Below are 15,002 nucleotides of genomic sequence, written 5' to 3'. Positions count from 1 at the left end.
CAGCCATTTGCGGGGACTTTCATATAAAACCCCCATGTTTGCTGACGCATCACAACGAAACATTAAAATCGTTTTATATCAGTATGTTATAGAGACTTTCTAATAAAAAATAAGGAAACAAAATATCATGAATAGTTCAATGTTGCTCTCAATTACAACATTTGTATATGCTCTGGCATCGGTTCTATACATAGGAGCATGGACATTTAAAAAAGATGCTTTGGCAAAGATCGGCCTTTTCACTCTTGTGGCAGGATTCACCGGAAACACACTTGGCATTATTTTCAGATGGATAGAGTCATATCAGATTGGCTACGGGCATGCCCCTTTTTCCAACATGTATGAATCTCTGGTATTTTTCTCATGGACAGTGGCAGCTCTCTACCTCTTTGTTGAATATAAGTACAGGGAAAGAATAATCGGAGCATTTGCCACTCCCTTAGTTTTTCTTGCCATTGCCTATGCATCACTTTCGCCATCCATAGGCAGCAAAATTACACCTCTTATTCCTGCACTTAAAAGTAACTGGCTCATTGCCCATGTAATTACATGTTTTCTGGGGTATGCAGGTTTTGCAGTTGCCTTCGGCTTCAGTGTCATGTACCTCATAAAACCGGAAAAGACAGCTCCAGGTACCCTTATGTCAAAATTGCCATCGCTGGATATAATGGATGAGCTTATTCATCAGATGGTGATGTTCGGATTTCTATTTTTGACAATAGGCATAATAACAGGTTCTGTGTGGGCAAATTCTGCATGGGGTACTTACTGGTCATGGGACCCCAAGGAGACGTGGTCACTGATCACGTGGTTTATATACGCCATTCTGCTTCATCTCCGCATGATGAGAGGCTGGCATGGAAGGCGGATTTCCTGGGTCTCCATTGTGGGTTTTCTGGCTGTTCTTTTTACATATTTCGGTGTAAACCTGCTTCCAGGTCTCCACAGTTATGCTTAATTACAAGTTGTAATCTGCATTAGTGAGTTGGGTTGTGTGGCGGATTTTGTCTTGACAAGGGATATGGATGTTAATATAGATTAACGGAATTTGCCGCCTATGGTTATTTTATATAACGGCCATGGCAGATTCATCTGCCACAACGAAGTATGAAAGTCCTCATGAGTCTTAAAAAACGGGGACTTTCTTATAACGTACATGGCTGATGATAGCCACAATCGAAAAGATGAAAGTCGTTTTAAAAACAGGCTGTTACCGAGACTTTCATATAAAACGGCCATGGCAGATCCATCTGCCACAACGAAGCATGAAAGTCCTATAGCTCCTTAAAAGACGGGGACTTTCTTATAAAACGGTCATGGCTGGCATTCAGCCACCCCCGAATATGGAAATTTGTATCTATTTCCACGGTAAACGGGCATGATTGATTACGTATCAATCACCCCAAATATAAAAATGATAGTCATTTTCACGGAAAAAAGCGAAAAGCCTGTTTTTAAGGAAGTGTCTGCGGGGCAGGATTTTTTTCCTCCCGCAGCGTATATAATTCAGTTTGAAATATTTTTTTTAAACTGTCAGGTAATTAGTTACATCAACAATTTAATTGATGGGGTTTTCATGAGTGAATTAGAAAAGAAAACTGAACATGGTTCGATGGATGCTGCAGAAGAGTGCAGCTCCGGCGGACAGGAGGCAGGAGGAGATTCCGGTGTAGGGCTGGGAGTCCTTTTTTTCATTGGTGCATTTGCTGTCTGTTTTCTGTCTGGATGGTTGCTGTTTCCGAGTCTGCTCTACTCGAAAAAAGAGCAGCCTTTTAACTTTAACCACGAGCTGCATGTCGCAGAGACAGGTGGATGTGAATCATGCCACTATTTCAGGGATGACGGCAGTTTTGCAGGACTTCCATCAACCAGCTCCTGCATGGAGTGCCATGAAAGTCAGCTTGGTGAAACAGAAGATGAGGCTGTTTTTATAACCGAGTATGTGGAAACCGGCAAGGAAGTGCCCTGGCTTATCTACTCTGAACAGCCGGATTGTGTCTTTTTCTCCCATGCTGCCCATGTGACAGGTGCGCAGATGGATTGCGTAGATTGCCATGGTCACATAGGCGAATCCACAACCACAAAGACCTATGAGCAAAATCGTCTTACAGGTTATAGCCGTGACATCTGGGGAAAAAACATCTGGGGAATAAAAAAGAATCCCTGGGACAGAATGAAGATGGATGATTGTGCAGAGTGTCATGAAAAGGAAACAGGAAGCAAGGGTGCATGTTTTCAGTGTCATAAATAGACATGATTTCAAGGAATGGATACCAAATATCTTTCTCATTTGAAAAATAGACATTCATCACTTTACCATAAAAATACCCCTCACCATTTTCGTGGTCCGGGGGTGGCCTTAGAATTCGGCCATGAAGGTTTAGCAATGTACTATCTTTTGAAACAGGCAAGTTATTTAGTTTTAATTTCTGAATTGAAAATCACTCTTGTATATGGAATTTGTTAAACTTTATTGAGGTATATACCCTATGAAAATAGACAGAAGAAGCTTCCTGGGACTGGGACTTGGTGCAGCCGCTGGTGTGGCAGCCTCTCCGGTAACCTGGAAACTGACAGATGATCTTTCCATCTGGACACAGAACTGGCCCTGGACACCTGTTCCCCGTGATGGAGAAGTCACCTATGATGATACTGTTTGCAGTCTATGTCCCGGAAACTGCGGTATCAGTGTCCGAAAAATTGCCGGAAGAGCAGTAAAAATTGAAGGCCGCTCCGGTTATCCAGTCAATGATGGCGGTGTGTGTCTTCACGGAATTTCCGCTCTTCAATATCTTTATGATCCTTCAAGGGTTCAGGCTCCAATGGTCAGAAAAGGTGACTCGTGGAAAACAGTCACATGGGAAGAGGCCATTACCCTTGTGGCGGAAAAAACAAAAACTCTTCGTGAATCAGGTAAGGCTGATGCAGTAGCGTGTATTACAGATAATAATAGAGGCACCATTTCCGGCCTCTGCAAAAGATTTCTTATGGCTGTAGGTTCCCAGAACTTTTATACAATGGACACCATGGATAAAAGCTGGGAAATGCTTATTTCAAAAATCCACGGCTTGAATGCATCTGCCGGATTTGACATTGCAAATTCTGATTATGTTTTAAGCTTTGGCACAGGCTTTATAGAAGGATGGGGATCTCCTGTCAGCAATTTCATTGCAAACAGTTCAAGAAAAGAGCGCCATGCAAAGCTTGTTCAGGTGGAATACAGGCTCTCAAGCACAGCAGCAGCAGCGGATCAGTGGATTCCTGCAAAACCCGGCACAGAAGCAGATCTTGCCCTTGCCATATGCAGTGTCATGATAAACGATAATCTGTATGATAAGGGCTGTGTAAAGAAGTTTGGAAAAGAGTTTGATGTTTTTGCTAAACTTGTGACCGAAAAATATGCTCCGGAACTTGTAACCCGTACAACAGGTATTGATGCTTCAAAAATTAGATCAATTGCCGCCGATTTTGCAAAGGCAAAAGCTCCACTTGCAATTGCAGGCAGAGGAAAAGGTGACAGTGCCGGAAGCCTTATGGAGTTTGCAGCAGTGCATGCATTGAACTGCCTTTCAGGTAATATCAACAAAAAAGGCGGTTTCTGGACAATTGCCAAAGATGAACCCCTGACATGGCCATCCCTTGAAATGGACGATGTTGCAACTAAAGGATATGCAAAGGCCACAATCGGTGAAAACTCTTCAGTTTCAAAGCTCTTTGAAGCAGTCAATTCATCTGAAAACGGATCTCCGGTAGAAATGCTCATGGTTTGTAATGCCAATCCATGCTACAACCTTCACAATGCAAAAGGTGTTCAGGAAGCAGTAAAAAAGATTCCTTTTGTTGTAAATATCTCTTCTTATATGGATGATACAGCAAATCTGGCAGATGTGATCTTGCCAGCCCATATGTTCCTAGAGATGTCACAGGATCTTTACACCTCCTCTGGAACTACACAAAGGGTTACATCCCTGTCAAAACCTATTGCAAGCCCCATTTTTGATACAAAACATCCAGGTGAAGCTGTCATTATGATTGCAAAGGCTCTGGAGGGCTCCATAGCTTCAAGTTTCCCATGGGAAACCTACGATGAATGCCTTGAAAGTGTAACAGGTGAGATGTGGAGTACTCTGTCAGAAGAGGGCTTTATTGATAGCGGTTCCCAGGCATCTGAAGTGTCGGCAATGGATTTTTCACTTTTTGCTTCCTTTAAAGGTTTTACCATGCCTGAAGGTGATAAAAAGAACTATCCCCTTACCCTTGTTCAGGTGGATCATATGCGTCTGGCATCAGGAACCTTTGCTTCTTCTCCTTTTGCTGTAAAAACGGTTTCTGATTCCATACTCAAGGATAGTGACTCTCTTGTGGAGATTAATCCGGAAACAGCGGATCAGGTGGGCGTTTCTGATGGTGATATTGCATTTATAGAGACACCAGTTGGCAAAGCCAGGGTGAAAGTTAATCTTTTTGACGGCATTATGCCGGGTGTTATTGCAATGACAGAGGGCCTTGGCCATTTTGCCGGTGACAATCACTATATCGGTGGCAAGGGCGTTAACGTAAATGAACTGATAGGCCCTGTAACTGACCCTGATTCAGGACTGGACGCTGCTTGGGGAATAAGAGCAAGACTTTCCAGAGCATAATAATGTCAGTCAATTTTATAAATTGTTAAAGAGGTTCTGATGACACAAGATAATCACGGAAAAGCACATAAATACGGAATGGTGATTGATCTGGACAAATGCACTGGATGCGGTTCCTGTATGGTGGCGTGCATGTCGGAAAACAATGTTCCGTTCAAGGAAAATGAGACAGACAAAAAAGATAGTATCACATGGATGAAGGTATTCAAGCTCACAAACGGCAAACCATTCCCTGATATTGATACCTGCTATCTGCCAAGACCATGTATGCATTGCGGCGGAAAAGGAGATCACGGTCACTCTCCATGTATCTCTGTCTGCCCGGCAACAGCAACTGACTATGGCTATGATACAGGTATTGTAAGCCAGATATACACAAGATGCTTTGGTTGCCGTTACTGCATGGGAGCGTGCCCATATCATGCAAGGTATTTTAACTGGTGGGATCCAAAATGGCCGGATGGTATGGAAGAGTATCTAAGTCCCGATGTATCTCCGAGAATGAGGGGTGTTGTTGAAAAATGCAGCTTCTGTTACCACAGATATCAGGAGGCAAGGGACAGGGCATACCATGAGGAGCGAAGAGATCACATAGAAGAGGGCGAATACCAGACAGCCTGTACCCAGGCATGTCCTGCAGGAGCCATTACATTTGGAGATCTCAATAATCCTGAACATGAGGTATATAAACTTGTAAAGCCTGATCCCCATAACTGCGGAAGACCGAGGGAGCCCAAGGCATTCCGTCTGCTGGAGAGACTTCAGACAAACCCCAAGGTATATTACATTTCTGAACGTGAGTGGGTAAGAAAGGCCGGTGACAACTACCGTAAAGGTGAGTGGGGTAAAGAGATAAAGGTAAGTCATGGCAAGGGGCATTGAGCAACAATATTTCCTGTCATGATTAACGCATGAAATTTCTTTAAAAATTTGAGCATAACCTAAGGAATGGCTCCTTAATAATTTGCCTGTTTGTGTACCTTGAGGATAGATTTTAAACTCTTCCCTCTATTAGAAAGCCCCTGGGCTTGTTTTTAAAGGATTTTAACGGTACGCTGTGATACCCTCTGTATAAATGAATGAGGGTTTCTTAAAAAGGGAACTTTATTTTGTGCTCATTCTTAAATCGTAGGAGTAATAAAATATGGATTCTGCATTGATACCCAAAGGAGCAAGGCGCTGCCCGTTTCCTGTGTTTGCAACAGGGATTGCAGTGGTTAGTGTGGTTCTTCTGTGGGGCGTTTTTGCCATGGTTCTGTGCTGGCTCAAGGGCCTGAACCAGACCAACATGAATGATTACTATGGATTTGCCCTCTGGATATGGGCTGACCTTGCCGTTATTGCCATTGGCGGTGGTGCATTTTTCACAGGTCTTCTGAAATATGTATTTGGAATAGATGAGCTTAAAAATATTATCAACCTTGCAGTTGTAATAGGATTTATCTGCTACAGCTCTGCATTGTTGATTCTTGCCATTGATATTGGCCAGCCTTTGAGAGGATGGTTTATCTTCTGGCATGCCAATGTCCACTCCATGCTCACCGAGGTGGCTTTCTGTCTTTCTCTATACTTCAGTGTTCTCACAATAGAGTTCATTCCCCTTATCCTTGAAAACCGTCAGTTGGACAAGGTTCCTTTTTTCCATAATTTAAGCCACAACATGCATGGTGTTATGGCTGTATTTGCTGCAACCGGCGCATTTTTGTCATGCTTCCACCAGGGTTCCCTTGGAGGAGTTGCAGGTGTTCTTTACGGACGTCCATTTGCTTACAGAGAAGGCCTTCTTGTTTGGCCATGGACTTTCTTTCTATTTACATGGTCAGCAGCAGCTTATGGTCCCTGCTTTACCCTGACTGTTTGTAAAATGTTTGAAGGTATCACCCGTAAAAAACTTGTTAAAGACAATGTTATTCATCTTCTTGCAAAAATTTCAGGCTGGATGATTACCACCTATATCATTGCCAAGATAATAGATACCATTTACTGGGCAGGTGTCACAGCTCCTGAAATGGGATTCTCTCTCATGGATTTTTACTCTGACAATGCATTTTACGGAATATGGATTCTTTTTGCTGAGATCGTACTTGGCGGAATAGTTCCTGCTGTGTTCTTAACAGTAAAGCGTTTCAGGGAAAACAAAAAGCTTTTGCTTGTTGCCATCATACTTGGCACATTGGGAGTTTGTCTTAACCGCTGGGTCATGGTTCTGCAGGTTATGGCAGTTCCTGTAATGAGCTTTGATACCTGGGCACTCTACATCCCAAGCTGGCAGGAAGTTGCCACAACCATTTTGCCTGTTGCCTATGGTGTTATCCTGATATCCCTTGCATATCGTTATCTACCGATGTTTCCCCAGGAGCAGGAACTTTACGATTCAAAATAACGCTTCCGGTGGCTTACAACTGATTAAAAATAAATCTGCAAGGATGATGTAACTTTTTGATTGTCCTGCAATAGAGGGAGATTTAATAATATGTTTCCATTTTGTTTTGAATGGGTCTGGGATGCCGGCCATTATCTCTTTTTTGGCGGCATGTGGTACACCATCTCGATTCTGGGACTTGGCATGACATTCTGTCTGCTTAAAACCATTGTAGATACTCTCAATGGAAAAGGAGCAGGTCACGGAGATGATCATCACTGATTTTTTTCTGTCAAAGGCAGACTTTAAATCAGAAGGTTAAATTGTCATCTTCTGTTTCAGATCTATTTTGCAAAGCACACTTTCATGTTTCGGAATCCGGAACAGAAAGTGTGCTTTTTTTTTCAGAAAACAGAAGTTCAACTCAACAGCATTTTTACGGTAAGGTTCAATGTCAACTTTAGACAACAAAATCATTTCTGACAACAAAATTATCATTGTCATCCCGGTTTACAACCATGTGGCAACCCTCAAAGATGTGGTTTCAAAGGCTCTTCAATATTGTAAGAGTATAATTGTAATTGACGACGGAAGTAGTGAACCCTGTATTGAGTCAATATCCCATCTAAATGTTCCTGTTTTGTACCATCATGAAAATAGAGGCAAGGGTGCTGCGATCAAAACTGCTGCTGCTGTGGCATCTTCCATGGGCTATACCCATATGATTACAATTGATGCAGATGGTCAGCATGATCCTTCTGACATTCCTGCCTTCATTGATGCAATTAATGCAGCTTCTCAAGATATTATTATAGGAAAAAGAAACTTTGACACTGTCAATGTTCCTAAATCTTCTGTATTTGGGAGGGCATTTTCAAATTTTTGGCTAAGGGTTCAAACAGGAACTGCAACAGGTGATGTTCAGAGTGGGTTCAGAGCATACCCTCTTTTTATATTTGATGGCGTTCCCTTCAATGAAAACAGGTTTGCATTTGAAGTTGAGGTTCTTGTTAAATCTGTCTGGGGTGGGGTAGAAATTAAAGATATTGATATTTCTGTCATTTACCAAAAAGGAAAAAAGCGGATATCCCATTTTAATTTTTTAAGGGATAACTTTGCTTTGACTAAACTCAATACCAGATTGACTCTCAGGTCCTTTGTGCCCATGTCACATAAGCCTTTAAAACCAGGAGTAAATAAGCCAAAACTGTCAATTCTAAGGCCTGTGCAGTCACTTCAGGTACTTGCTGAATCAGGGCTGTCTCCTGCCAGGCTTTCCATGTCAGGAGCTGCCGGAGTCTTTATTGGTGCTCTTCCTTTGATTGCATGTCACACTGTGTTTCTTCTCTTTACAGCAGGGTATTTCCGTTTAAGTAAAGTTACCGCACTTGCTGCAAGCCAGATATGCATGCCTCCCTTTATGCCTGCCTTGTGCATAGAAGTTGGCTATTACATGAGAAACGGACATTTTTTGACAGATATTTCATTGCAGACACTTGGGTATGAAGGTGTGGAGCGACTTTTTGAGTGGTTTTTGGGTTCCCTTGTTGTGGCTCCGCTGACAGCTTTGATTGTTGGAGGTGTTATTTTTGTAAGCTTGTATTTTTTGCAGCCGTCAGCCTCTGCAAAATAAACTTTACCGTGGAAATATTCTTAAATCTTCAATTTGATTAGCTACTTCAAGCTGCCTTAATTTCCTCATGGCAACTTTTTCAATATTCACAAACTGTTTTACACGCTGTCCTTTTGATGGCGCTTTTGTGTATTTGCAGTTAAATGATTTTATCATTTGTATATACTCAAAATCGACACCTTGTTGGTCTTTTTGGCATTTATTGAATTTGTCTGAATCAGGATAAACAGGATTTACAAGATGCTCAGGATTTTTATCCTGTAAATCCTGGTTATCTTGGGCATCCTGATTCAGACAGTATTGACAAGGCTCAAAAGCTCATAGGTGTCGATTTTGAGTATATATAACGCATATCATGAGATTTACGTCAATCGTGATTTATATGAAAGTCTCTGTAACAGGCTGTTTTAAAAACGACTTTCATCCCTTCGATTGTGGCGGTAATCCGCCATGTACGTTATTACAATCAAAATATTGAAAACAACTGGCATCTTTCATATCATCCCAAAAGTAGTTTACACTTTTTATGGAGAATCCTGATAAATGGGAATAGTATCCAGGAAAGTGTAAAGCGGGAAATGAAACATGCCAAACAACTCATCATTTTTTTTGGTTTAAATGTTATTAAATGTTTACCTGCTTATTACAAGTGTGTATAAAGATTCATGGAAGCTAATAGATACCTTGTTGTATGTGAGTCGCAAAAATAACAGTTATTGTCATGTACAATACTGTATGTAGCTTGCATACAGAATTAAGGAGTGAGTCATAAATAACTTACCCATTTCAAAACTGCCTGCCTTTGAAGCTCAAACCATCGCGAACTCTAATTTGGTAATCTTATTGTGTCATCATTCCTAAAATAACGGGAGGAGAGAAAATGAGCAGAATTGTATCTTTTGTAGTGATTATTTTTTTGGCAGCTCTTCATGGCATTGCTCTTGGAGAAAGTGTTCTCTACGATGACTTTTCAGGGGCAACTCTTGATGAAGAGAAGTGGTATTTTTCTTCAAACAATCAAGAGCCTGTTATTAAAGACGGAGTACTTGAACTTGCAGTCAGCGGCAGTGATACCAAACTCTCAAATACTTTGGGTTTTTTACAAGCTCAGAACATCATTGCCGTGCAAACCAGGGTGAAGATATCAAGTGATAGTTATGCCTCTTCAGGAGCAAGGGGAAAATTCAGGATTGGATCTTTTTTTTATAATGACAGTCATGGGCCCGGAAGCGGGCAGTCCCACAATAGACTTGAAGGTGACGTCTGGGCTGAGTTTAGACTGGAACTGAATGATACCCATTCATTGAAGGCAATTGCAGATATCACCAGAGTAGATGATGCTGACGATACTGTTGAAACAATTCTTTTTTGTCAGGAATTCACAACTGTTATAAATTTTGACACGGAATATAGCATGTCAATGGAGTTTAAAGATGGTGTTTTTGGTTTTACCCTCAATGATGAAACCTGGTCGTATGAGGTTGAAACACCCATGTATCCCCCTTACGATTATGGAGAGCCTATATTAACTTCAAGGCTATATCTTGACCCGGGAGAAGATGGGCTTTTCAAGGCAATCCTTGATGATGTAATGGTTGAAATTGATGAATCTGACAAAACTGTTATTGAAGGAAATATTATCAATGCGTGGGTAGGGAGTTCCTCAAAAAACATAACCAGGATTTATATTGATGTTTATTGCACTGATATTTCCTTTAATGAAGGGCTTGAATCCATAACCATTGATTTTGGTGGAGAGCAGCTTCCCTTGGGCAAAGATGATTTTGAATTATCAGATTATGGAAAAGGGCACTTTGAGTATTACACTGATATTCCGGGTTCACCTGAGATTGGAACCTATACCTTTACCGTTGTTTCCAATGGAGTTACCTATACATCGACGAATACCCAGAGCGTTAACAGGGAGCTGCCCGTACCCGATATAAACTCATTCAGGGTTGATGGCCAGACCTTTTCCTGGGATCTTGTGAATTATGAAGAAGAATCCATTCCACTATATTACAGATTAAGGGTCTATGACTCATCCGGAAAGAGGTTGATCAATACAGATCACAACCATGACATGAGTTCCTATACCTATGAAGGCGAATTGACAGAGGGTGATGTTTATCTCATGTATGTCAGGGTCTCTGATTCCGATGACTGGATTCAAGTGCAAAACCAGACATATAATGAAATGTATTTTGTCTTTGGCGAGTCATCAGGGTCTATTTCCGGTACTGTTTTTGGGGATCATGACAATGATGCTGCCACTTCGGATGTTCCGGTTGAAGGGATGCATGTTCAGGTTTTTTCAGATGCGTGTAACTGGCAACAGATAGGGTGGGTAAATACTGATATAAATGGAAGTTATATTGTAAGCGGGCTGCCTGTTGGAGAAGATGTCTATGTTAAAACCTGCACGGAGTGCAATAACACCAAAATCAGTTATATTAACGAATATTACAACAGCAATTCAAATGATTGCAGTGAAGCAACTCCGATTAGGATAACAGATGGTGATACACCTGATATCAACTTTTATCTTGAACCCGGGGGAATCATCTCTGGTCGTATTGTGGATACAAGCGGAAATCCTCTTCAAACGATTGATCTTGGTATCTTTGGTGATAAATGCGGAGGAGAGTGGTTCGGTGGCGCCAGAACTAACGATCAAGGATATTATGAAATCGTAGGTGTTCCAGATATAACTGTTTATCTCAATACCTACTGCCCCGAGGAAAATCCTCTTGATTTTGTTAATAAATATTATGATGGAAATGGCGGAACTTTTGACTGTTCTGCTGCCACACCTTTATATGTTGCTCCCCTTGAAACACTGGCCGGTATTGACATGACCCTGGAGCCGGCAGGTTCTGTTTCCGGTCAGATTATTGATGAAAATGGAGCTCCGGTTCCCAATTTTAACATATATGCATTCGATGCTTCTTGTGGTGGACTTTATCTTTCAGGAACAGTAACTGATGAAGCAGGAAACTTTGTCATCCGTTCTGTACCCGCAGGGATGGATGTATTTATCTGGACAGGAGGATATTCAGATTCATCTGAATCTCCATATATTGATAAAGTCTGGGACGGCAATAATGGGTCTGCTGACTGCAATGAGGGTGTTGCCCTTGATGTGACTCCACATCAGGAGACTTCCGGAATAAATATGGTTCTTGATTTTGATTCTCCTTCCAGAAATATCATATTGTATGATGATTTTAGTAGCAGCAGTATTAATGCTGAAAAATGGAAAGATTTTGATGAATCAATATCATATGTTGAAAACGGCAAACTGATTTTAAATGCAACTGGTTCTAATGAAAAGATATCATCAAGGATATATCCAACAAACCAGGAACACTCATATATTGAAACAAAAATTATAGTTAGTGGCGACAGTACAGTGCCGTTAGGTACATGGGGGAAATTTAGAATAGGAGCAATCTATTATAATGATAGTAAAGGCCCCGGCAGCGGTCAAGATCACAACGGATATGAAGGAGATGTTTATGCTGAACATTCTCTCAGGATAGATGAAGGTGGTTCATATTATATACTTTCATATATTGTCAGGATAAATGATGCTGATTGGAATTCTGAAACGACTCTTTTTAGTAAGCGTATTGATTTGTCTGACGTTTATGATACTGAATATATAATGGGATTGGGATTTAAGGATGGGGTATTTACTTTTATTGTTGATAACGAAATATATTATTATAATGTTTCAACACCAATCTATAATCCTTATTCGGAGATGATTCAGTTTGCTTCTCGAATTTATCTTGATGAAGGTGAGAGTGGTAGTTTTATTTCAGTAATGGATGATGTCTATGTTTCTGAAACTACATCCGGTTATGATGCTTCCGGCTATTGGCTTTTTGATGTAACAGGGTACTCTACAGAAGAACTCAAAAATCCTGCTTCTGATTCTGTTTGGAACGAAGAAACCACTTGGGAATCCAATATGCAGGGACGAAATTTAATAAAACAGGACAATTCCACCTTTTCCTTAATGAACTGGTTTTATGGATATGTTTATGATTACTCAACTTATCAACATTATGACGTCACACATGATACTAACGGTTCTTCTGAACTAACGCTGCCAGAGGAGCATTCACAATTCGGCTGGATTTATGATGACTTTCATACAATATGGTTTGATATTGACATCAATTCTGAAGAGTTACAAGGAGAATTTATACTAACTTTTTGGTCAATACTTGATGGGAGTACTTCTGGTAATATACTGAAAGATGAAGCGAATCCAACGTATGCAAAAGGCGTTTTCACTGGAAAAAAATTTCATGAACCTGTTGTTCTATCATCAAGTTCTGAGTTTACTGTAAGCAGTGACAATAGCCCTGTTTTGATATATGGAAGCAGCCATGATAACAGTGTCACCCTTGAAAGCGGTGTTTACGCAGAACTGATAAATTTTCCAGGGGAAAACACAATTACAATAGAGTCTGATTCAAGCCTTTTTTCGGTCTCTCGCTCTGGTGCTGTTGTGACCTTTGAGGGCTCAGACGGAACCATCCTGAAGATGCCTGCCACTACATCAATTCAGAAGATTGCCTTCAATGATGGTGTTGCCTTTAACCTTGTTATTATAAATAATGAAATAAAGCTGGGTACCCAGAAGATTGAAAAAACCCCTGCTCCTATAGAACAAGAAGTTTGCTGCGGAGATTTGGTAGCTTACTCAACCTGTAAAACACTGGAGCAGAGTGATTCAGAGCAAACCCCCAACAACATGGAATGCATTGACTATACATATAATGACAATACCCTTTATCTGAAACATGTAAATGCCGCTTTCAACTGCTGTCCGGAAGAGCTTTCGGCAAATATCACAATAGATGGAAGTGACATTAATATTACGGAGAATGAGATAGATGGACTGTGCGACTGCCTTTGTCTATATGATATGGACTACAGGATAAATGGCTTGCTTCCCGGTGAATATAATATACATATCAAGGGATCTTATGAAGAAATGATTGAAACTATAAATCTGTCGGAAGCTGTTTCAAATGAATTTTGTGTTGAAAGAAACTCTTATCCCTGGGGTGGATAAAACAGATAATATACTCAAAATCGACACCAATGAATGGCATGCTTCATTTTTCAGTTTACATTTTCCGGAGAGAAAACTCTGAATGGCGAGAATCTCTCACAAAAAAGTGTAAAGTTCTTTTTGGATCATGTGAAGGATGCCGTATTAATGTCAAAAAAAGGAAATATTTAAATGAGAACAAAAATAACAGAGCTATTTGAAATTGAACATCCTATCATGCAGGGTGGCATGCATTATGTTGCGTTTGCAGAACTTTCTTCAGCAGTATCCAATGCAGGCGGATTGGGAATAATTACAGCTTTGACACAAAAAACACCGGATGATCTGGCCAGAGAGATTGACAAATGTCATAAAATGACTGACAAACCCTTTGGTGTTAATTTAACTTTTTTGCCCACTGTAATGGCACCTGACTATCCAGGTTATATAGAGGCAATCATTAAAGGTGGAGTTAAAATTGTTGAAACTGCAGGAAGAAATCCCAAGGATTATCTTCCGGCTCTCAAGGATGCCGGTATAAAAGTGATTCATAAATGTACTTCTGTCCGACATGCTCTGAAAGCTGAACAAATTGGATGTGATGCAGTTTCGGTTGACGGTTTTGAGTGCGGCGGCCATCCAGGAGAGGATGACATCCCCAACTTTATTCTGCTGCCCCGGGCTGCTGAAGAGCTGACCATTCCATTTGTGGCTTCAGGCGGCATGGCAGATGGAAGAAGCCTTGTGGCAGCCATGGCATTGGGCGCTGAAGGCATCAATATGGGAACCCGATTTATTGCAACAAAAGAGGCACCTGTCCACGAAAATGTAAAAAAGGCCATTGTGGCAGCAAGCGAGCTGGATACACGATTGATCATGCGTTCATTGAGAAACACTGAGAGGGTGATCTCCAATGCTGCTGTTGAACGCCTGATTGAAAAAGAGAAATCCCTTGGTGATAAAATCAGATTCGAGGATATTATTGAAGAGGTAGCTGGTGTCTATCCCAGAATCATGAGAGAAGGGGATATGGATGCGGGTGCATGGTCATGCGGAATGGTTGCAGGTCTTATTCACAATATACCTACATGCAAAGAGCTTATAAGTGGAATCATGGAGGAAGCTGGAAGTATTATACAAAAACGTCTTTATGGTATGATTTCGTAGAGTGAAGAGTGATTAAGAGTGATTCGGGGACAGATTTATATCTGTCCCCGTTGCTGCTTATTCTATTCTTTGTTGCCGATTATTCTAATCAATGGTTCGTACAGTTTTTTTATGATGTGAAAAAAA

At 40.9% G+C, this 15,002-nt stretch carries 10 protein-coding genes; 9 read left to right on the top strand and 1 reads right to left on the bottom strand.

The window, feature by feature from the left end:
* The first annotated feature begins 127 nt into the window (after positions 1–127).
* The 7 genes from ccsB (at position 128) to MTBBW1_RS03365 (ending at position 8,638) form a co-directional block, all read left to right on the top strand.
* On the top strand, positions 128–958 hold the full coding sequence (gene ccsB, locus MTBBW1_RS03390; RefSeq protein ID WP_080799136.1) for a c-type cytochrome biogenesis protein CcsB: 831 nt from the start codon (positions 128–130) through the stop codon (positions 956–958).
* A 618-nt stretch (positions 959–1,576) separates the two neighbouring features.
* Positions 1,577–2,251, top strand: a complete 675-nt coding sequence (qrcA, locus tag MTBBW1_RS03385) for a menaquinone reductase multiheme cytochrome c subunit QrcA (RefSeq protein ID WP_080799718.1) — start codon at positions 1,577–1,579, stop codon at positions 2,249–2,251.
* 238 nt (positions 2,252–2,489) lie between these two features.
* Positions 2,490–4,643 carry a menaquinone reductase molybdopterin-binding-like subunit QrcB gene (gene qrcB, locus MTBBW1_RS03380; RefSeq protein WP_080799132.1) on the top strand — a complete coding sequence of 718 codons (2,154 nt, stop codon included), beginning with the start codon at positions 2,490–2,492 and terminating at the stop codon, positions 4,641–4,643.
* Positions 4,644–4,682: 39 nt separating this feature from the next.
* Positions 4,683–5,525: a menaquinone reductase iron-sulfur cluster-binding subunit QrcC gene (qrcC, locus tag MTBBW1_RS03375; protein WP_080799129.1), complete on the top strand. Its 843-nt coding sequence runs from the start codon at positions 4,683–4,685 to the stop codon at positions 5,523–5,525.
* Positions 5,526–5,787: 262 nt separating this feature from the next.
* A complete protein-coding gene (gene qrcD / locus MTBBW1_RS03370; protein ID WP_080799127.1) occupies positions 5,788–7,026 on the top strand; it encodes a menaquinone reductase integral membrane subunit QrcD in 1,239 nt (412 codons plus the stop codon).
* A 90-nt stretch (positions 7,027–7,116) separates the two neighbouring features.
* Positions 7,117–7,287 (top strand): hypothetical protein, encoded by a 171-nt coding sequence (locus MTBBW1_RS28125; protein WP_186441062.1) that lies wholly within the window; start codon positions 7,117–7,119, stop codon positions 7,285–7,287.
* A gap of 169 nt (positions 7,288–7,456) precedes the next feature.
* Positions 7,457–8,638: a DUF2062 domain-containing protein gene (locus tag MTBBW1_RS03365; RefSeq protein ID WP_080799124.1), complete on the top strand. Its 1,182-nt coding sequence runs from the start codon at positions 7,457–7,459 to the stop codon at positions 8,636–8,638.
* 3 nt (positions 8,639–8,641) lie between these two features.
* On the opposite strand, the gene MTBBW1_RS28120 is transcribed toward MTBBW1_RS03365, so the two are convergent.
* On the bottom strand, positions 8,642–8,794 hold the full coding sequence (locus tag MTBBW1_RS28120) for a hypothetical protein (RefSeq protein WP_186441061.1): 153 nt from the start codon (positions 8,792–8,794) through the stop codon (positions 8,642–8,644).
* A 724-nt stretch (positions 8,795–9,518) separates the two neighbouring features.
* Here MTBBW1_RS28120 and MTBBW1_RS03360 point away from each other — a divergent pair.
* The gene (locus MTBBW1_RS03360; RefSeq protein WP_080799122.1) at positions 9,519–13,730 is read left to right on the top strand and encodes a carboxypeptidase-like regulatory domain-containing protein; all 4,212 of its coding nucleotides are present in this window, start codon (positions 9,519–9,521) and stop codon (positions 13,728–13,730) included.
* Between the two features lie 171 nt (positions 13,731–13,901).
* Positions 13,902–14,876 (top strand): NAD(P)H-dependent flavin oxidoreductase, encoded by a 975-nt coding sequence (locus MTBBW1_RS03355; protein ID WP_080799120.1) that lies wholly within the window; start codon positions 13,902–13,904, stop codon positions 14,874–14,876.
* Positions 14,877–15,002 lie beyond the last annotated feature (126 nt).

Origin of the sequence: Desulfamplus magnetovallimortis, assembly GCF_900170035.1 — a bacterium.
Classification (GTDB): Bacteria; Desulfobacterota; Desulfobacteria; order Desulfobacterales; family Desulfobacteraceae; genus Desulfamplus; species Desulfamplus magnetovallimortis.
Note: the sequence above shows the minus strand (reverse complement) of the source record. Positions and strands in the feature narration are given on the sequence as shown.

Coding starts and splice junctions, on each gene's coding strand:
- ccsB (WP_080799136.1), top strand. CDS start 128: ATGAATAGTTCAATGTTGCTCTCAATTACAACATTTGTATATGCTCTG.
- MTBBW1_RS03360 (WP_080799122.1), top strand. CDS start 9,519: ATGAGCAGAATTGTATCTTTTGTAGTGATTATTTTTTTGGCAGCTCTT.
- MTBBW1_RS28120 (WP_186441061.1), bottom strand. CDS start 8,794: ATGATAAAATCATTTAACTGCAAATACACAAAAGCGCCATCAAAAGGA.
- qrcC (WP_080799129.1), top strand. CDS start 4,683: ATGACACAAGATAATCACGGAAAAGCACATAAATACGGAATGGTGATT.
- MTBBW1_RS28125 (WP_186441062.1), top strand. CDS start 7,117: ATGTTTCCATTTTGTTTTGAATGGGTCTGGGATGCCGGCCATTATCTC.
- qrcB (WP_080799132.1), top strand. CDS start 2,490: ATGAAAATAGACAGAAGAAGCTTCCTGGGACTGGGACTTGGTGCAGCC.
- qrcA (WP_080799718.1), top strand. CDS start 1,577: ATGAGTGAATTAGAAAAGAAAACTGAACATGGTTCGATGGATGCTGCA.
- MTBBW1_RS03365 (WP_080799124.1), top strand. CDS start 7,457: ATGTCAACTTTAGACAACAAAATCATTTCTGACAACAAAATTATCATT.
- qrcD (WP_080799127.1), top strand. CDS start 5,788: ATGGATTCTGCATTGATACCCAAAGGAGCAAGGCGCTGCCCGTTTCCT.
- MTBBW1_RS03355 (WP_080799120.1), top strand. CDS start 13,902: ATGAGAACAAAAATAACAGAGCTATTTGAAATTGAACATCCTATCATG.